We start from the raw sequence: 18274 nt of genomic DNA, 5'->3' as shown, positions 1-18274 counted from the left end.
AACTCGGCCGAAAGGATACATATATGTACCAGACGCGTAAGATCGGTGTGGTCGGCCAGGGCCACGTAGGAGCACATGTTGCCAACAGTCTGCTCATGCAGGGCATTGCCGATGAGCTGTACCTGTGCGATATCAACGAGGCCAAGGTGACGTCCGAGGTCCAGGACCTGCGCGACTCCCTTTCGTTTGTCCCGTACAACACCAAGATCGTCAACTGCTACGACCACTACGAGGAACTTGCCTGCTGCGACGTCATCGTCAACGCCGCCGGCAAGGTCGCGCTGGCCGCCGGCAACCGCGACGGCGAGCTGTTCTTTACCACCGACGCCGCCCGCACCTTTGCCAAGCGCATCGTCGACGCCGGCTTTGACGGCATCTTCGTGAGCATCTCCAACCCCTGCGACGTCGTGTGCACCGAGCTGTGGCACCTGACCGGCTACGACCCCAAGAAGATCATCGGCTCGGGCTGCGGCCTGGACTCCGCCCGCCTGCGCACCGAGATCTCCAAGAAGGTCGGCGTGAGCCCCAAGTCCATCGACGCCTACATGATCGGCGAGCACGGCTTTAGCCAGTTGGCCGCCTTTAAGGCCGCAACCATCGCCGGCAAGAGCCTTAACGAGCTTCAGGCCGAGAACCCCGACAAGTACGCCTTTGACCACATGGAGGTCGAGGAGCTCGCGCGCAAGGGCGGCTATGTAACCTACCAGGGCAAGCAGTGCACCGAGTACGCCGTCGCCAACTCCGCCGCGCGCGTCTGCGCCGCCGTGCTGCACAACGAGCACGCCGTGCTTTCGGCCTCTACGCTTATGACCGGACAGTATGGCGAGGAGGGCATCTTCACCTCCCTGCCGTGCGTGATCGGTGCCGAGGGCGTCGAGGAGGTCTACACGCTGGACCTGTCCGAGCACGAGCTCGAGGGCTTCCACAAGAGCTGCCAGCACATCCGCGACAACATCGCCCAACTCGACTGGTGGGATGCCGAGGCCTACGACGCGAAGTAGGCCGCCGGCTGCCGCAACCTTGCGAATCTATGCGCGATACTAAGCGGGCCGCGCCGGAAACCCACCGGCGCGGCCCGCTTTTTTGACTCACGCAGTGCCCCTGCGAATCGAAGGTGAATACTTTTCCCGTTACTTAGTACTGCTCGATGCCCATGTAGCGACGAATCTCAGGGCTGTGGTCGAACACCTTTCCGCGGGCGGCGCGCAGCTCGCAGCTCATGTTGTAGAAGAAGATCGGCTCCAGGTACGAACGCACGCTGGCGGGCACCTCGCCCACGCCGTACTCGAGTGCATCGAGCACCATTACCGTATCGGTATGCGTGTTGAGGAACGCCAGCGCGCGCTCCTCCATGGGGCGGCACTCGCCCGATCCGAGCTGCACAAAGTAGAACACGCCGGGCTCGGTGGCCTCGAAGGGGCCGTGGAAGTACTCGCCGGAGTGGATGTAGCAGCAGTGCTGCCACTGCATCTCCATGAGCGAGCAGATGGCCATGGCATAGGTCTGGCTAAAGTTGGGGCCGGAACCAAGGATATAGAAGAACTTGTGCTGCTGGCAGAGCTCGGCAAAGCGATCGCCCAGCTCGGCGTTGACCTTCTCGCGGGCGGCGGGCAGCAGCGCATCCATCTGCTTGAGGCCCTCGTACATGTCAGCGAGTGCCTCGTAGCCTTCCTGCTGGTCGAGCAGCTCGGCGGCGATCAGAGCGCCGATGCCCTGCGGCACCTCGACCTGTGACACGCCCTCGCCCCACGGATAGACCCAGGTGGTCCACTTGCCGTTATCGATCTTGGAGCCCTCGCAGTCGGTGAGGGCAACGACCTCGGCGCCGGCAGCCAGCGCCATCTCGCAGCCGTCGACGACCTCCTGCGTGTTGCCGCTGTGGCTGCAGGCAATAACGAGCGACTTCTCGCCAAGGCTCTTGGGGGCCATCAGGCAAAACTCGCGTGCAGTGTAGACCGTCGAGGTAAACGTGGTGGCCTCGCGCTTGAGCAGCTCGTTAGCCGGCATCAGGTCGATCATCGAACCGCCGCAAGCGATCCAAAAGACGTTCTCAATCTTGCCCTTGCGCTCGATGATTTCCTGAACCAGATCATGTGCGTTCATCCTGGTTTTCCTCCTTGTGTGGCGGTTTTGAACGACGACAGCTCGTACCTGCGGTCGTTCTATGTTGTCCTATTTATAGCACGCACGACGACGCTCGTGAAGTCATTTCACCAAACTTGTTCTATGTTGTTCTATCTATGGACGTTAGATGTCGAACACGTAGCGCGAGCCCACGATCTTTTGGCGTCCGAGCAGCAAGGGCCGCTCGTCCGCATCGGTAAAGTACGCCTCCATATAGAAGAGCGGCTCGCCGACCGGCACCTCCAGCAGCGGGGCTGCCTGAGCATCGGCAAGCGCAATCTCCACGGTGCAGGGGTCGGATTTGAGCGGCGCGCGGCCCGAATGCTCGGCAACGAGCGCAAAGATGGAATTGTCCGTGAGGTCCTTGTCGGCAAGCGTCTGCAGATAGGGATGGTCGGCCAGCACGAAGGCGTTGTTCTCGAGCATGACGGGCACGCCGTCTGCCGTGCGCACGCGCTCGACAACGATGAGCTCGCAGCCGGGTTCCACCCCAAAAAACGCCGCGTCCTCGCGCGTCGCCGCAACCACCGTGCGTGACACCAGACGTGCTCCGGCCACCATGTCGTTGGCAGCGCAACCCTCGGAAAAGCTCTGAACGTCACCCTTCTGGACAATCTTGCGCTTGAGCTTGGGCGCGCACACAAACGTGCCCCTCCCCTGCTGGCGGTTGAGATACCCCGCGCGCGACAGCTCCTCGATGGCGCGGCGCACGGTGATGCGTCCCACGCCGTAGTACTTCACGAGCTCCATCTCGGAAGGAATGCGCGAGCCGGCGGGGTACACACCGCGCGCGATCTCGCCCTTTAGGTCATCCATGACCTGTTGGTACAGCGGCACGGCGGGCACGTCAGTGCGGTCGGTTTTATCGTCGAATGCCATCGTTACGCTCCATCCCGCGCATGCTCGGACTCAAATTCTTCAATCGCCGCCATAAACTGCTCGCCAAAGGCGTCGGCTTTTTTCTCGCCAATGCCGTTGACCTGGATCAGCTCCTCGCGCGTCTGCGGACGCAGGCGGCACAGGCCGCGCAGGGCCTTGTCGGAAAAGACCATATACGGCGCCATCTCCAGCTCGGTCGAGATCTCCTTGCGGAGGGCACGCAGGCGCTCGAACAGCTCGGTATCGTCGCCAACGCGCGGGCGCTGATCCAGCTCGGCCTCCTCGCGCAGCAGATCGACGGCGCGGCGGGCGCGGGCCGAGGCCTTGCGCTTGGACGCGCGACGCTTAACGGTAAAGGCGAACGCCTCGTCCTCGACCTCGCCGGCACGCGGACCCAGTCCCACGACCGGGTACTGCCCCTGCGAGGTGGCCAGATAACCGCGGCCGCACAGCTGGCCGATGATGTCCTTGATGCGCCCGACCGATTCGCTCGACAGCTCACCGTAGCCGCGGTCCTCGTCCAGATGCATCTGGCGAATGCGCTCGGTGTTGCCGCCATGGAGCACGTCGGCGACCAGCGATTTGCCAAAGCGCATGGGGCGCGTGGCCACATAGCGCACGGCGGCGCGGGCCATATCGGTGACGTCCTCGACCTCGAACTGCGTGAGGCAGTTGCTACAGTTGCCGCAGCCCTCGGCGTCGTCTGTGGTGCCGCCCGCAGCAGCCGCAACCGCATGCTCGGCCGCGGCTTCGTCGCCAAAGTAGCGCAGCATGTATTCGCGCAGGCAGCCGGTGGTATTGCAGTAGCCCTCCATCTGGCTGAGCAGGCGATAACGGTTCTGGAGCGCCCACGCGCGCTGCTCGTCGTCAAGCGCCTCGTCGGCCGCATCGCCGCGGTCGATCAAAAAGCGCCGCATGCGGAAATCGTTACCGTTCCACAGCAGATGGCAGCTGGCCGGGTCGCCATCTCGGCCGGCGCGACCCGCCTCTTGGTAGTAGGCCTCGATGCTCTCGGGCACGTTGTTGTGAATCACGTAACGCACGTTGGGCTTGTCGATGCCCATGCCAAAGGCGTTGGTGGCAACCATCACCTGGATGTCGTCGTCGATAAAGGCACGCTGGCTCTGGCGGCGGGCGTCGTTGCCCATGCCGGCATGGTAGCGCCCCACACGAATGCCGCTGGGGCCCAGTGCCTCGGCAAGCTCCGCGGCCAGCGCATCGACCGTCTTGCGAGTCGAGCAATACACGATGCCGCTCTCGCTCGAATGCGCGATCACATAGTCGCGCACCCACGCGGCCTTGGCCTTGTCGCCCATCTCCTCGCAGCCAAAGTAGAGGTTCTTGCGATCGAAGCCCGTCACCACGGTCGCGGGGTTTTGCAGTCCGAGCATCTGCTGAATGTCCGCGCGCACGCGCTCAGTCGCCGTGGCGGTAAAGGCCGCCACGATGGGGCGCTGCGGCAGGGAATCGATGAACTCGCGAATCTGCAGGTAGGCGGGGCGGAAATCCTGGCCCCATTGGCTCACGCAGTGGGCCTCGTCAATAGCCACGAGCGGCACGCCAATGTCGGCGGAACCCGCGGCCTCCTGGGCAAAGGCTAAAAAGCGCGGCTCGAGCAGGCGCTCGGGCGCCACGTACATAAGCTGGTAGCGGCCCTCGCGCGCCCGCTTGAGCACGGTGTTTTGCTGGGCCGGAGTAAGACTGGAGTTGAGATAGCTGGGTCGCGCACCCGCCGCGAGCAACGCGCGGGTCTGGTCCTCCATAAGCGACAGCAGCGGACTCACCACAAAGGTAATGCCGGGCAGCATGAGCGCGGGCACCTGGTAGCAAATGGACTTGCCGGCGCCCGTGGGCATAACACCCAGCGCATCGCGACCGGCAAGGATCGCATCGACCATGCGGTCCTGCCCCGGGCGAAACGAGGTGTAGCCAAAATAGGCGCCGAGCGTGTCAAGCGCCATCTGCTGCATGCTATCGGTCATGGTTTCCTAACGTCCAAGTCATCTGCCGCCGATTATACGCCGCCACGCGGACCGGTGCCGCACGGCCGTCGGCCACGGGCAACGCAATCCAAAAGGAACGAGCGTGGGATTTTTGGACACTTTCCCAACGGCTAATCTCTTGACAAGCGCGCAAACGTCGCTGGTTGAGCATAAGTCAGCGAAAACGCCCCTAAGCGAGCAAGGTGACGTGAAAGAGGAGGGAAGCGTACTTTGGGTACGCGACCGACGATTGAACGTCAGATTGCCGCTTAGGGGCGTTTGCAGCGTCGAGCCGTTACGCGGTTTGGTAAAACCGCGTAACTTACATGACCATAACGTAGCGCGATCCCACGTAGTACTGCTTACCCATCAAAACCGGCTCGTCATCGGGACCGGTAAAGCCGGCACGCAGGTTGAGCAGCGGATCGTGCGGAGCAATGCCCAGCTCGGCCGCCTGCTCGGCGTTAGCTCGAACGGCCTCGACCGTACGGTAGCCAACCGAGACAATCGGCGTTCCGCCAACACGCTCGACCTCGGCAAAAATCGACTTGTCCTCAAGATCGGCCGTCAACAGCTCACGGTAGGCGTCAAACGGCACAAAGATGTTCTCTTCAAAGATGGGCTCGCCGTCGGCCGTACGCACGCGCTTGATATGCAGCAGCAGCGCATCCTTCTGCAGGCCAAAGAACTCCATCTCGTTTTGGCGCGCCGGAACGATCTGGCGATCGATCACGTGCGCACCGGCCTTCATGCCGTTGCCGGCACACAGCGCGGTAAACGTCTGCAGCGTCGAGGCGTGAAACTGGCGGTTGATGTGCGGCGTGGAGACAAAGGTGCCGCGGCCCTGCTGCTTAACCAGGTAACCATCGGAGCACAGCTCCTCGACAGCGCGGCGCACCGTAATACGGCTCACCTCGTACTGCTCGGCTAGTTCAAGCTCGGACGGAATACGCTCCTTGGGTGCATAAACACCTTTCTCGATCGCATCCTTGATTTCGTCATAAATCTGCTGGTAAAGCGGTGCATTTTTGGGCGCAGGCATATCTGATCACTCTTATCAAAATAGCTAAATTTCTAATACGTATATAACGTCTAGTTTCATGTTACCTCATATTGATAAAACGATACACCCTCCCTACCAAAAAGCGACAGCTTCATTTTGGTAGGTTTTATCTGGGCAAACGAGAGCCCTCGAAAGCAACGGGGCTTTCGGGGGGCTCGTTCGGATGGGTTGCGCAGGACCGGCAAAATGCCAATACCCTACTTGCCGTCGTCCTGCTGCAGGCTGTCCTGTTCGCTGAGGCGCGCCTGCCTGCTGGCCATGCGTGCGGGCTTGTCGGGATCGGGAACGGCCGTGGGCATGGGCTCGTCGACATGACCGCCCCACCAGCCGCCCACAAAGTTGAGCGTGTGGAACACGTTGATCACGGCGCCGGGATCAACGTCGCACACCAACTTGATAATGTCCTGGCTCTCGTAGGTCGAAACAACGGTGTTCAGCAGGTACATCTTTTCGCGGCTGTATCCGCCGACGACCTCGGCGCAGCTAATGCCGTGCTGAAAATGGTTTACGTAGGCAGTCATGACCTCGTCTGCCTTGCGCGTCGTAATCTGCAGCGTCACGCGATCGTAGCGACGATAGAAACTGTCGATGGTCTTGGTCGAAATAAACTGGAACACGATGGAATACGCCGCCTTGTCCCAGCCAAACATAAAGCCAAAGATCGCCAGGATAAAGCAGTTGAAACCAAAGATGACGCCCCAGATGGTCTTGCCCGTGTGGTTGGAAACCCACAGCGCGATAAAGTCGGTGCCGCCGGTGGATGCGCCGGATTTAAGTGCGATGGCAGCGCCCAGACCCGAGACCACGCCGCCAAAAATGATGAGCATGATCTTGTCGCCCAAAAATGGAGCGAAGTGAAAGACGTTGAGGAACAGCGACGAGAGCACGACCTGCATCATCGAGAAGATGACGAAGCGCTTGCTAATGCCGCTCCAGCATAGGAGCGCCACGGGGATGTTGAGCGCGAGCATACCGAGCGAAATGTCGATGTGAACGCCGCCCAGCGAGGTAACGCGATCGAGCAGGACCGCAACGCCGGTGAGGCCGCTCGGAAGCAGGTCGGCGGGCTGAATGAACGCCTGGATCAGGAATGTCTGGAGGACGGCAGAAATTGTGACCGCCACGGCAGTAATGGCACGGCGGACGATGGTGAGGCGGCCGAGCATGAGCACGCGGTCCGTGAGCTGATCGATGGCGTTCGCCACGTAGGCTCCTTTCGAAGGCAGATGTGGTTGTGGGGCATGCCCGCGATTGTAGCATGGAGCGTGCGGGGGCGCTTCAATTCAACCTCCCTCGACAACCAAAACGGGACCAGCAACCCCCACGACCAAAGGGCAAAATTCCAAGTGAGTAGACTTTTTACGATCTGCCGAGCACACCCAAAACCGCCACCCCTGTGACCTGCGGTTTTACAAAGGAAGATATGCATTGTGCTCGGCCTGCGCCAAAAAGTCTACTCACTTAGTCCGAATCGAAGCCAAACGGATCAAAATCGAAACCAAATTGAGCCAGTCCACCGCAAAAAACGTTTGAACCCGTGCTTCTCGCGGCGGATTGACACTACAAAGCGGCCAAAATGTCGGTCAGATTATCAATAACGGCATCGGCTCGCGATTGATCGAGGTTGACGCCTTCGTGCGGGCGCAGCGCCAGGACGCGGGCGCCGGAGCGCTTGCCGGCCTCGATACCCAAAGGCGAGTCCTCGATAACCAGGCACTCGGTAGGCTCCACCCCCAACGCCTCCATGGCACGCAGGTAGATCTCGGGATCGGGCTTAAACGCACTGCACTCGTGACCGCTGATGGTGTAGTCTAGCACGTCGGCGATGCCGGCAATCTCCACCAGCTCGTCGATGAGCTCGCGATAGGACGAGCTCGCGATAGCGCACTTCACGCCACGCTCGTGCAGCTCGCGCATCACCGGCTCCGTCTGCTCGTTGAGCAGCTCGGCATACGGAACGGGATGGTCCGGGCTATAGACCTGCTTGTACTCCACGCGCAAACGCTCGCGCAGCTCAATATCGTCGGGCACCAGCGCCTCCCAAATGGCGGGCTCGTTAGACCCCGAAAAATCGGGAATCTCGTCAAAGTGGAACCCCTTCTCTTCCATAAACGCCACGCGGCGACGGTTGTAGAACCACTCGGTATCGACCAGCACGCCGTCCATGTCAAACAGCACTGCCTTGATCATACGCATCTCCTCCCACCTGCCAAAAAGGGACAGGTTTATTTTGGTAGGTTTTATCTGGGGTTTTATGGAACGACGAACACGCCCTCCCCAGAGCAAAAAAGGGGACGGGGCACAAACCCCATCCCCTCTCAATCAACCCGTAAGGTCTACTTACTTGTGATTAGTAGGAAAGCTTCCACATGTAGCGACGCATGGTCAGCGGGTGCTGACGGGCCTCGGCGATCTGGTTGCCGTACTCACGCATAACGGCGAGGTGCAGCAGCGGGTTGAAGTAGGTGATGACGCTCGCGGGCACGGCGTCAGCCAGGCCGTAGTCCTTGGAGTCGATCAGAGCGACCTTGGCGCCCATGCGCTCAAGGAAGGTGAGGGCGCGGGCGTCCATCGGACGGGTGGCGCCATCGGACATGAAGAAGACGTAGGGCTTACCCTCGGTGGAAACCTCGAACGGGCCGTGGAAGTACTCGCCGGTGTTGTAGGCGGCGGCGTCGATCCACTGCATCTCGGTGAACAGGAAGGCGGCGTGAGAATAAGCCATCTTCTCGGAGGCACCGGAAGCCATGAAGTAAATCATCTTGTCGTCCTTGAAGTCCTCGGCGAACTTCTTGGCGAGCTTCTTGCAGTGCTGAGCGGCGTTCTCGCAGAGATCGAAGATGTTGGTGAGGCCGGTGATCATGTCCTCGTAGTGGTCATAGCCCTCGGTCTGCTGAAGGATCTCGAGAGCAAGAGCGATAGCATAGCCGGGCTTCTCGCACTTGGCAGCGTAGTTGGCGTGGAAGCCGTGAACGATGACGTGGTCGGCGTCAACGGTCAGAGCGGAGCCAGCCTTGTTGGTGAGGGAGACGACCGGGCAGTTGTGCTTCTTGGCGGTCTTGTTGGCCTCGACGGTCTCGGGCGTGGAGCCACCGAGGGAGCAGGTGATCACGAAGGTGTGCTCGTTGACCCAGGAGGGCGTGTCGTAGTTGAACTCGTTAGCGGTGAAGATCTGAACGTTCAGCTTGTCCGTGTTGTTGGCCAGGAAGTACTTGGCGGGGTACAGGTCGGACATGGAAGCGCCGCAGCCGACGAAGGCGACGCTGTGGATCTCGTGGTTGGACAGGACGTCAGCGACGATCTGCTTAGGGAGGTTAAGGTCGATCTCGTACATCTGACACATTCCTTTCGATTTTTGCGGCGCCACATTGCCGGGCGCTCGCAGGGTTACCGTGGTTTGGACCGAGTCGCCGGTCCGTTGAGGATGCGACAAGGGGACTGTCCCATTGTCGCATTTTGGGGGTGGAAGCCTGCCTGGGGTATGGGATGCCAGGCAGGCCCCCGGGGGAAAGCGGTTAGGCGCTTGGTCGCGACTAGGCCAGAATGCCGGCCGCGGAGAGGGCGATGCCGCCCACGATGGCGATCACGAGAAGCCAACCGGTGTTGACGTTCTTCTTGATGAGCCAGTACATAAGGCCGGTGAGGCCAAGGGAGATCATCTGGGGCATCATGCCGTCCAGGATGTCCTGGATAACGACGGTGCCCTCAGCGAACTGCAGCGGGGTGGTGGCGCCGATCAGCGTGGCGATCATGCCGCCCACGGACATAAGACCCACGATGCCGCAGACATACATGAGCTTCTCCATGAGGTCGCCGCCCTGAAGCTTGCTCAGGTACTCGTGGCCGCCCTGATAGCCCATCTTGGCGGCGAACCAAGTAATCAGCACAGAGGGGACGATGGAGATGAGCATGGCCAGGATCGGGCCCATGATGGAGCCCTGCTGAGCCAGCTGAACGCCCAGGCCAAAGGCGATAACGCGGATGGTGCCCTGGAAGAAGGAGTCACCGATGCCGGAAAGCGGACCCATGAGGGAGGTCTTGACCGCGTTGATCGAATCGGGATCGAAGTTCTCGGGATCCTTGGCGTACTCCTCCTCCATGGAGGCGGTGAGGCCCAGGATAAAGGCGCTCGTCTGCGGGGTGCAGTTGTAGAACGCCATGTGACGGTGGTAAGCCTCTTTCTTAGCAGCGAGCTGCTTGGGGTCGGACTCGTCCGGATAGAGGCGATCGAGCGTGGGAACCATGCCGTAGAGGAAGCCCATGTTCATCTGACGCTCGTAGTTCCAAGAGGCCTGGATGGCCCAGGAGCGCCAGAAGAACTGGCTGACCTTCTTGTTCAGGGACACGTCCTTGGTTGCGGTTGCCATAGTGTGTTCCTCCTTAGTCTTCGTCGTCTTCGAGCGGATCGTAGTCGGAATCGACACCGGCGGCTGCATGGGAACCGTTGAACTTGAAGCCCATGAAGACGACAGCCAGGCACACACCGATCAGAGCGACCGCGATGACGGACAGGTTGAGGTAAGCGGCGAGCAGGAAACCGATGAACAGGAACGGAGTCATACCCTTCTTGATCATCATGGTGAGCAGCAGGGCCAAGCCGTAGGCGGTCATGATCTTGGTCGAAACGTTAAGACCAGTGGACAGCCACTCGGGAACCATGTTGACGATGGCCTGAACCAGGTCGGTGCCAACAAAAACGGCGAGGAAGATCGGCAGGAAGTACATGACGGCGTACAGACCGGAGCCGGCGCAGATGTGCATACGGTAGGCGGTCTTGAACTTTCCGTTATCGATCGCGCTATCTGCCACATGGGTGAGGGCGGCGATGATGGAACGGAACACGATGCCGAGAAGCTGACCCAGGACGGCGACCGGGATGGCGATCGTCATGGCGGTCTCGGCGGAAGCATCGGTCAGGCACGCAAAGGCAGCGGCCACGATGCCGCCCAGGACCATATCGGGCGGAACGGCGGCGCCGACCTGCACCAGGCCCATGGACACGAGCTCGACGGCGGCACCGACGGCAAGGCCGGTGGGCACATCGCCCAGCAGCAGACCGACGAGCGTAGCGCCAACGAGGGGCTGCTCGAAGTTAAGACGACCGAGCAGGCGGGAGTCCCACATGCAGAACACGCCGACGAGGCCGACGAGCACCGCACTGATGAACGTATTCATACCCTTCTCCTTTCAGTCAGGCAAAAGCCTGGTTGATTACAGCTTGGCGTCGATGTCGACGCTCTGATACGTAGGGGTCTGCTGGACGTAGAGCTTGATGCCCATGTCGAGCAGCTGGTTGACGTCGGCCTTCTGGTTGGCGTCGAGGAAGACGGAGCTGTCCTTGCCGCCGACCTGATCGGCACCGTCGTGGTTGGCGGTGGCGCCCAGGTTGATGGCGTCGAGCTTGTAGCCCTGGCAGAACTGCAGCATCTCGGCCGTGTTGCCAAAGACGAACATGACGCGCTCGCCGAGGGTGTTGAGCTTGTCCATCTTGGCGAGGGCACGCTCGACGGTGAAGACGTTCAGGCGCACGCCCTGGGGCTTGGCCAGCTTAAGAGCGCCCTTCTTGATGTCATCGTTGGCGGCAGCGTTGTCGACGACGATGATGCGCTCGGCCTGAACCTTGGTGGTCCAGGTAAAGACGACCTGGCCGTGCAGCAGACGGTAGTCAAGACGTGCGAGGACGATCTTGGCGGGACCGGAGCTGTGACGGGACGCCTTGGCCTTCTTGGCGGGAGCCGCGGCGGCCTCGACCGGTGCGTTGGGATTGGTCAGACCGGTGCGGGCCTCGTTGATGAGGGCCGCGAGCTCGGCGCCCTTGACGGGGGCGGGGCTCATAGCAAGCGTGAGCGCCAACGGGATGTTGAAACCGCTGACAACCGTGAACTTCGTGCCGTTCTTGGAAAGCTCGACCATGTTGTTGTTGACCGAGCTGCCGAGCATATCGGTCAGCACATAGACGGTGTCGTCCGCGTTGAACGTGGCGATCATAGCCTCAACCTTATTGGTGATGGGCTCCTTGTCGTCACGAGCAAGCGACACGACGTGGACGTTCGACACGTCGCCGAGAACCATCTCGAGCGTGTCTTTGGCGCCTGCGGCCAGGCCGCCATGAGATGCGAGAATGATCTGATTCATCTTGCCTCCTCCTTTTCGTTATGGTCATTATAACGTCTTATACGTTGCTTATATTGCTAATTAGTATAAAGACCGTTCGCGGGTGAAAATCGACCGTTGACGGGTTTAACGTACTCGAAACGTTGGGCTGGGTAGGCCGGCGCTAGCTGGATAACCCCAGGTCAGACCCTGCGCGCAATCCCCTATCGCACGAAGTACCAGGGGCTTTCCTGTACGGTGGGTTCCAGCGCAATGCCGGTGCGTTCTTTAAACAGATCCATGTCCTGAGATTTTTCGGTCCACCACGCGTTGGGCTTAAAGGTCATGCTCTCAATGACATGACCGACAAACACACTGTTGCGCAGCTTGGAGAAGTCGGTGTTCATAATCAGGATGGACGCGAGCACCAACACGATGCCCAGGACTTTAATCGCGCCGGCGGGCTCGGCGTAGACACCAATGCCCACCAGTACGGTGACGACCGTCTCGAAAGACATTACGACGGGAACTTTCGATGTCTCGAGCCCCATGGACAGACCCTGCATATATAAGATGTAAGCAACGGCTGTGGGGATGAGTCCAAAGCCAAGGAACAGCAGCAGCAGCTGTGGCGACATTGCCGCGGCGACATCCGGCCACGGAGCCGCGATAGCTGCCATAACCGCACCGCCAAAAACAAAGCCCCAAAACGTGACAGCCAGCGGGTGGACCGTCTTGGTTGCTATTCGGCTAAACACCGCGAGCGACGCACCACAAAGGCCTGCAATCACGCCCGACGTGACGCCCCAAACCGAAAAATGAAAACCGGAAAGGTCGCCATTGGTCACTGCAAGCACGCAGCCTACGATGTTAAAGACAATGGCAACGAGCTTGTTGGGGGTCACGTCCTCGCGATAAAGCACGCGGCCGAGCATGACGCCAAACACCGGCGAGGTGTAGAGCAGCACCGAGGCCGTGGACATGCCCACCTCGCCCATGCACTCGTAATAGCAGGTGTTAGCGGCGGCCAAACCGACGATGCCAACAAGCGCACAAGGAACAAGCTCTTTAGGGCTTGCCTTGAACAGGGCCAGCGGACCCTGAGCCACGGTAGACCCCTCACCCGGACGGCAGCCCATAAACATCAGGACCGGCGCCAAGATAAGCGCTCCGACCAACAAGCGAAAGGCAGCCATGCTCTGGGACGAAACGCCCATGGCCGAGATGCCGTTTACAAAGATTCCGATGCTGCCCCACATAAGCGCGGCGATCAGCACCAGCACATAGCCCAGATTGCTTTTCTTCAACGCAGCCTCCTCGGTATTGTTTCCAATATGTTTCACACTACGTTATAGTCGTTATATACATTTTTCAAGACACAAATCGGCGAGCGGGAAAGTGATCCGTTTTCCTCCGTCCTCAGCGGATTACTTGGCGGTTGCGGTGGACTAGTTCCCAAATAGAGGCTTCAAGCCCCCCAAACAGGAACTATTCCACCGCAACTTATGAGGACATCGAGCTGTTAGGCCGCTCTATCCCCTAGTAGTCGAGCTTCCACATGTAGCGGCGCGTCATGTAGTCCTTGTGGGTGACGGCAGAGAGCGCGCGCATGTACACGTTGTTGAGAATCGGGGCAAAGATCAGGTGGTTGAAGTATTCGCTCACGCTGTCCTTGATGTCATTGAGGCCGAGCTCCTTGGCGTCGAGCTGATAGACGCGCTCGCCACCGTACTGGTTGACGAAGCGGATGCCGCGCTCGTCGTTGCAGCGGCTGCGGCCGACGCTGATGAGCTGGAACAGCGAGGTACGCTTGTCCAGGATCTCGAAGGGGCCGTGGAAGAAGTCGCAGGTGTTGATGGTGCAGGAGTCGATCTGCAGCATCTCCTGCACGTTGCAGATGCTAAAGACGTAGGCGGCACCAAAGAGCGGACCCTGAGCCATGACGTTGATGCAGGGCTTGTCGGCGTTCTGCTCGGCCCACTTGGCAGCGAGCGGACGAGTGTACTCGACGGCCTTGCGATAGATAGGGTCGACCAAGTCGAAGGCGGCCATGGCGGTCTCGTACTCGGCATAGCCCTCGGTCTGCTGCGTAAGCTCCATGGCGATCATGGTCACGACAGCGGAGTTGGTGCGGCCCATGCAGGACTCGTCGACGGCCAGGCTGTCGTACTGGATCTTGTAGTCGCAGACCTCGGTGAGGCCGGACTCGTCAACATAGATGGCGATGGTGCTGGCGCCGTGGTCCTTGGCGACCTGGGCGGCGACGATGGTCTCCTTGGTGCCGCGCATGGACACGACGACGGCCAGAGTGTTCTCGTTGACATAGGCAGGGGTTGCGTGCACGAACTCGTTGCTGGTGTAGCTGGAGCTCACGACCTGTGTGGCCTCGTGCTCCATAAAGTACTGGGCAGGATAGTTGCCGCCGTTGGATCCGCCGGCGCCAATCCACACGACGCGCTTGATGCCGCCCTTGTCAGCCTTGTCAGCCAAAACCTGGGAGACGACGTCCTTAACCTGTTCCTGAGTAGTCATCGTGCATCAGCCTTTCTTCTCGTTTGATGCTCTCGATGGCATACAAGTTACATACATGTTTTGGCTATGTCGACTAGTTGTATGCTATATTTGTCTTAGAAATTTTGCTGATGCGGTTTTCGATAACTATCTACCAGCGGTTTTATTGTTGTATTGAATACATGCTTGATTAGACTCGCATACAAGTTAGATACAGGTTGATCGCATGAACGCTTCATCTAAAAAGAAACTGGCCCAATACGAGCGCTTGGCGGGCATGTTGCGCGACCGCATCGCCGCCGGCACCTACGCGCGCGGAGACAAGCTGCCGTCCGAGATGGAACTCATGGACGAATCGGGGCTGTCGCGCAGCACCGTACGCCATGCCCTTAAGGTGCTCGTTGATGAGGGTCTGGTTCGAACCGAGCGCGGGCGCGGCGCCTTTGTGGCCGACACGCCGGCGCTCCACGAGAACAACCTGGTGTTTTCGAGCTATACGGCGCAGGTCCAGGGTCAGGGCATGAAGCCCACCACGCGCACGGTGGACTCGGGCTTTACCAAGGCGGGCGGCAGCATAGCCAAGTTCTTTGATGCCGCCGTGGGCAGCAAGCTCGTCAAACTTGTCCGCCTGCGTTATCTGGACGATGCGCCACTGTGCCTGGAGACCACCTATCTACCACCGAGCTTTGAAGCACTCATCGACCGCGATATCAACGGTTCGCTCTACGCCACGCTGCGCCAGGAATTCCATCGCGCGCCGGCACAGGGACATAAGACCTTTGAGGTGTGCTATGCCTCGCAAAACGAGGCGTTTTTGCTCAACGTTGAGCGTGGGCAGGCGCTGATCCTGATCACCGACTACGTCTACGACACCGACGGCCGCCCGCTCCATGTCTCCAAGCGCATCCAGCGCACCGACCGCGCCAAATACACCGAGCCCATCGGCTAACCTGCCAAAACCACCACAAAGGGGACAGGCACCTTCGTGGTGGTTTTAGGCGAGGAGATCGGGGAACCAGGTTGGCTTAGGCTGGTTGGGCGTGCGCTCGGCAAGGACCAGCTCCATCCAGCACATGTCGTACCAGCGGCCGAACTTCTGGGCGCAGCGGTCGAAGGCGCCCACCAGGCGATATCCCATATGGGCATGGAAATCCTGGCTGTTGTGCGTCAGATACTCGTCGTCCTTATCGTGCGGCACGGCGATGAGCGCGCACATGTTGGTGATGCCCATCGCGACCAGGCATTGCCTGAACGCGTCGTGCAGCTTGCGGCCCAGCCCGCCGTGGCGCACATCACGTGCCAGGTAGATTGACGTCTCGACCGACCAGTCATATGCCTCGCGGTTGTTGAGCGGGCTCGCATAGGCATAGCCCACCGGACGCCCGTCCAGCTCCATCACCAAATACGGATAGCGCTTGAGCGTACGCTCGATGCGCCCGGCAAACTCCTCGACACTCGGCACCTCGTATTCGCAGGTAATCGCCGTCTGGCGCACATACGGCTCATAGATGGCAAGCAACGCCGGCGCATCATCGGGCGTCGCCAGGCGAATCGTCGGCTCGGACATCTCGGTCATATAACCCTTCTCCCCAAAAGCAAAGGCCGCCCTGCGCCAAGCCCAGGCGCAGGGCGGCCCCTTGTCATTACATCAGGCTACAGGACAGCCGCCAACGCGTCGATATCCTCCTGCGTTGTGGCCCAGCTGGTGCAAAAACGCACTACCGTGTGGGTATCGTCGTACTTTTCCCAGTACTCGATCGCCGCATGCTCGCGAATGCGGGCCATGTCCTCGTTGGGCAGAATCACGAACTGCTGGTTGGTCGGCGTCTCCAAGAAGAACTGGTAGCCGCGCTCGTGCAGCACGCGACGCAGCGCCTGAGCGGTCTCAATCGCCTGGCGACCAATCTCAAAATACAGGCCATCGGTAAAAAGAGCCTCGAACTGCACACCCGTCAGGCGGCCCTTGGCAAGCAGTGCGCCATGCTGCTTAATACGCGGAATGGGATGCGCCGGGGCGTGCATGCCGCAGAACACCACGGCCTCGCCGCAAAGCGCGCCGCACTTGGTGCCGCCGATGTAGAACACGTCGCACAGTTGCGCCAGCTCGGGCAGGGTAATGTCGCACTCATCGGCCGCCAGCGCATAAGCCAGGCGAGCACCGTCCACAAACAGCGGAATCTCGCGCTTCTGGCACACCGCGTGAATCGCCTCGAGCTCGGCCTTGGAGTACAGCGTGCCGTACTCGGTCGATAGGCTCACGTACACGGCACCCGGAAACACCGTGTGCTCGTAGCTCTCGTTTTCGTAGAACACCTGGATATAGTTCTCCAGATCCTCGGCGTGCATCTTGCCCTCGTAGCCGGGGATGGTGAGCACCTTGTGGCCGCCAAACTCGATGGCGCCCGCCTCGTGGCAGGCGACGTGGCCAGTCTCAGCAGCAACGACGCCCTCGTACGGCGCGAGCAGCATGTCGATCACCGTCGCGTTGGCCTGCGTGCCGCCCACCAGAAAAAACACATCGGCATCGGGGACCTGACAGGCCTCGCGGATAAGCTGCTTGGCACGCTCGGTGTGTGCATCGGTACCATAGCCGGGCTGCGGCTCCATGTTGGTATCGACGAGCGCCTGCAGCACCGCCGGGTGTGCGCCGTGGGAATAATCGTTGTTGAACGCGAGCATGGCAATCCTCTCTTACCGGGTATCGGCAGATGATTCAAACGGAGCTATTGTACGCCGTGCGGATAGGCAATGCGCGCGGCAAGACACTCAAGTGCCAGTACCAGAGCAAAACCGCAGCTCACGTCACTCAAAAAGTGTGCTCCAATCACGATGCGCCCAAAGGCGACGAGCGCCGCGACGGCCGCTGCCGCCCAAAAGATCACGCGGCGACGCGAAGGCTTTTCCTTAAAGGCCGCTGCGGGAAGCCCAGCGAGCATCAGGCCGATCGCCGCATGCGCCGTGTGTCCGCTCGCAAACGACTTGAACCCGTCCTTGATCACGCCGGCGGCGATATAGGTCCACTTGTCGGGATTGCCGATCACCCACCACGGCTGAAAATTGAGCCCCGGCGTGACCTCGATCACGCGCATGCGCGGACGCGACCACAGCGGCTTGACGACTACGTTGAGGATGATGGCTTGAGCGACCCACACAGCCAGCACCATCAACGCCCAGCGCGTGAGCTCGTCGGGCTCGGTCGTGCGCGTGAGGCGATAGACGATAAGGTTGGCGACGATGACCAGCACAAACGTCAGCACCAACTGAGCCGCGATGAGTTTGCCGCCAACCCGGAGCGATCCAATGATCTCATAGCCGACCAGGGCCACGTTGATCAGAACGCCCAGCGCGGCAAGCCACTTGCTCGTCTTAGAATCGGGGCGTGCCGAGCGCACGAGCATAACGCCCGCAACGCTCGCCGTCAGCTCAAACGGCAGCTCGCCGGCCGCCTCGATAAAGCGGCCGTACATGCTGCCGATGTTGAACAGCGCGCTCGAGATCTGATAATCGAAGAAACTGCCCACGCCCAGGCAGAGGGCAAGGATAACCGCGATAGCAGCGGCGTCTTTCTTGTAGATGTACCCGAACATGCTTTCCTTTCGATGGAACCAGATTGCCCAAATGG

Annotated in this window: 17 protein-coding genes; 2 read left to right on the top strand and 15 right to left on the bottom strand. The window is 60.3% G+C overall.

Features of this window, described 5'->3' with window-relative positions; genetic code table 11:
• The first annotated feature begins 23 nt into the window (after nucleotides 1-23).
• Entirely contained in the window at nucleotides 24-1001 is a 978-nt protein-coding gene (locus I2H19_RS02950; RefSeq protein WP_117563734.1) for an L-lactate dehydrogenase, read from the top strand.
• 133 nt (nucleotides 1002-1134) lie between these two features.
• Here the strand turns inward: I2H19_RS02950 and I2H19_RS02945 are convergent, their stop codons facing one another.
• From I2H19_RS02945 to I2H19_RS02890, 12 genes are all read right to left on the bottom strand, one after another.
• Nucleotides 1135-2103 carry an SIS domain-containing protein gene (locus I2H19_RS02945; RefSeq protein WP_006235126.1) on the bottom strand — a complete coding sequence of 323 codons (969 nt, stop codon included), beginning with the start codon at nucleotides 2101-2103 and terminating at the stop codon, nucleotides 1135-1137.
• A gap of 144 nt (nucleotides 2104-2247) precedes the next feature.
• Nucleotides 2248-3003, bottom strand: a complete 756-nt coding sequence (locus tag I2H19_RS02940) for a GntR family transcriptional regulator (protein ID WP_006235127.1) — start codon at nucleotides 3001-3003, stop codon at nucleotides 2248-2250.
• Between the two features lie 2 nt (nucleotides 3004-3005).
• Entirely contained in the window at nucleotides 3006-4985 is a 1980-nt protein-coding gene (locus tag I2H19_RS02935; RefSeq protein ID WP_195621141.1) for a RecQ family ATP-dependent DNA helicase, read from the bottom strand.
• 322 nt (nucleotides 4986-5307) lie between these two features.
• A complete protein-coding gene (locus I2H19_RS02930) occupies nucleotides 5308-6027 on the bottom strand; it encodes a GntR family transcriptional regulator (protein WP_006235129.1) in 720 nt (239 codons plus the stop codon).
• A 218-nt stretch (nucleotides 6028-6245) separates the two neighbouring features.
• On the bottom strand, nucleotides 6246-7253 hold the full coding sequence (locus tag I2H19_RS02925) for a YitT family protein (protein ID WP_022095157.1): 1008 nt from the start codon (nucleotides 7251-7253) through the stop codon (nucleotides 6246-6248).
• A 355-nt stretch (nucleotides 7254-7608) separates the two neighbouring features.
• The gene (locus tag I2H19_RS02920; protein ID WP_195621138.1) at nucleotides 7609-8238 is read right to left on the bottom strand and encodes an HAD family hydrolase; all 630 of its coding nucleotides are present in this window, start codon (nucleotides 8236-8238) and stop codon (nucleotides 7609-7611) included.
• 160 nt (nucleotides 8239-8398) lie between these two features.
• Nucleotides 8399-9382, bottom strand: coding sequence for an SIS domain-containing protein (locus I2H19_RS02915; protein WP_226790479.1), 984 nt, complete (start codon nucleotides 9380-9382; stop codon nucleotides 8399-8401).
• A 199-nt stretch (nucleotides 9383-9581) separates the two neighbouring features.
• On the bottom strand, nucleotides 9582-10415 hold the full coding sequence (locus tag I2H19_RS02910) for a PTS system mannose/fructose/sorbose family transporter subunit IID (protein ID WP_006235135.1): 834 nt from the start codon (nucleotides 10413-10415) through the stop codon (nucleotides 9582-9584).
• A gap of 13 nt (nucleotides 10416-10428) precedes the next feature.
• Nucleotides 10429-11223 (bottom strand): PTS mannose/fructose/sorbose/N-acetylgalactosamine transporter subunit IIC, encoded by a 795-nt coding sequence (locus I2H19_RS02905; protein WP_006235136.1) that lies wholly within the window; start codon nucleotides 11221-11223, stop codon nucleotides 10429-10431.
• A gap of 36 nt (nucleotides 11224-11259) precedes the next feature.
• A complete protein-coding gene (locus I2H19_RS02900; RefSeq protein ID WP_195621136.1) occupies nucleotides 11260-12183 on the bottom strand; it encodes a PTS mannose/fructose/sorbose transporter subunit IIAB in 924 nt (307 codons plus the stop codon).
• A 182-nt stretch (nucleotides 12184-12365) separates the two neighbouring features.
• Nucleotides 12366-13448, bottom strand: a complete 1083-nt coding sequence (locus I2H19_RS02895; RefSeq protein WP_022095163.1) for a DMT family transporter — start codon at nucleotides 13446-13448, stop codon at nucleotides 12366-12368.
• Nucleotides 13449-13680: 232 nt separating this feature from the next.
• The gene (locus I2H19_RS02890; protein WP_006235139.1) at nucleotides 13681-14673 is read right to left on the bottom strand and encodes an SIS domain-containing protein; all 993 of its coding nucleotides are present in this window, start codon (nucleotides 14671-14673) and stop codon (nucleotides 13681-13683) included.
• 205 nt (nucleotides 14674-14878) lie between these two features.
• Here I2H19_RS02890 and I2H19_RS02885 point away from each other — a divergent pair, with 205 nt between their 5' ends.
• Nucleotides 14879-15601: a GntR family transcriptional regulator gene (locus I2H19_RS02885; RefSeq protein ID WP_195621134.1), complete on the top strand. Its 723-nt coding sequence runs from the start codon at nucleotides 14879-14881 to the stop codon at nucleotides 15599-15601.
• Between the two features lie 45 nt (nucleotides 15602-15646).
• Here the strand turns inward: I2H19_RS02885 and I2H19_RS02880 are convergent, their stop codons facing one another.
• The 3 genes from I2H19_RS02880 to I2H19_RS02870 all read right to left on the bottom strand — a co-directional run bounded on the left by I2H19_RS02880 (nucleotide 15647) and on the right by I2H19_RS02870 (nucleotide 18239).
• A complete protein-coding gene (locus I2H19_RS02880; protein WP_195621132.1) occupies nucleotides 15647-16228 on the bottom strand; it encodes a GNAT family N-acetyltransferase in 582 nt (193 codons plus the stop codon).
• A gap of 77 nt (nucleotides 16229-16305) precedes the next feature.
• Entirely contained in the window at nucleotides 16306-17331 is a 1026-nt protein-coding gene (locus I2H19_RS02875; protein ID WP_195621130.1) for a threonine aldolase family protein, read from the bottom strand.
• A 44-nt stretch (nucleotides 17332-17375) separates the two neighbouring features.
• Nucleotides 17376-18239, bottom strand: a complete 864-nt coding sequence (locus tag I2H19_RS02870) for a phosphatase PAP2 family protein (protein WP_195621129.1) — start codon at nucleotides 18237-18239, stop codon at nucleotides 17376-17378.
• Nucleotides 18240-18274: the final 35 nt, after the last annotated feature.

The sequence above is a fragment of the Collinsella aerofaciens genome (assembly GCF_015560135.1).
GTDB lineage: Bacteria > Actinomycetota > Coriobacteriia > Coriobacteriales > Coriobacteriaceae > Collinsella > Collinsella aerofaciens_AN.
This window is presented reverse-complemented; position numbering and strand designations above follow the sequence as displayed.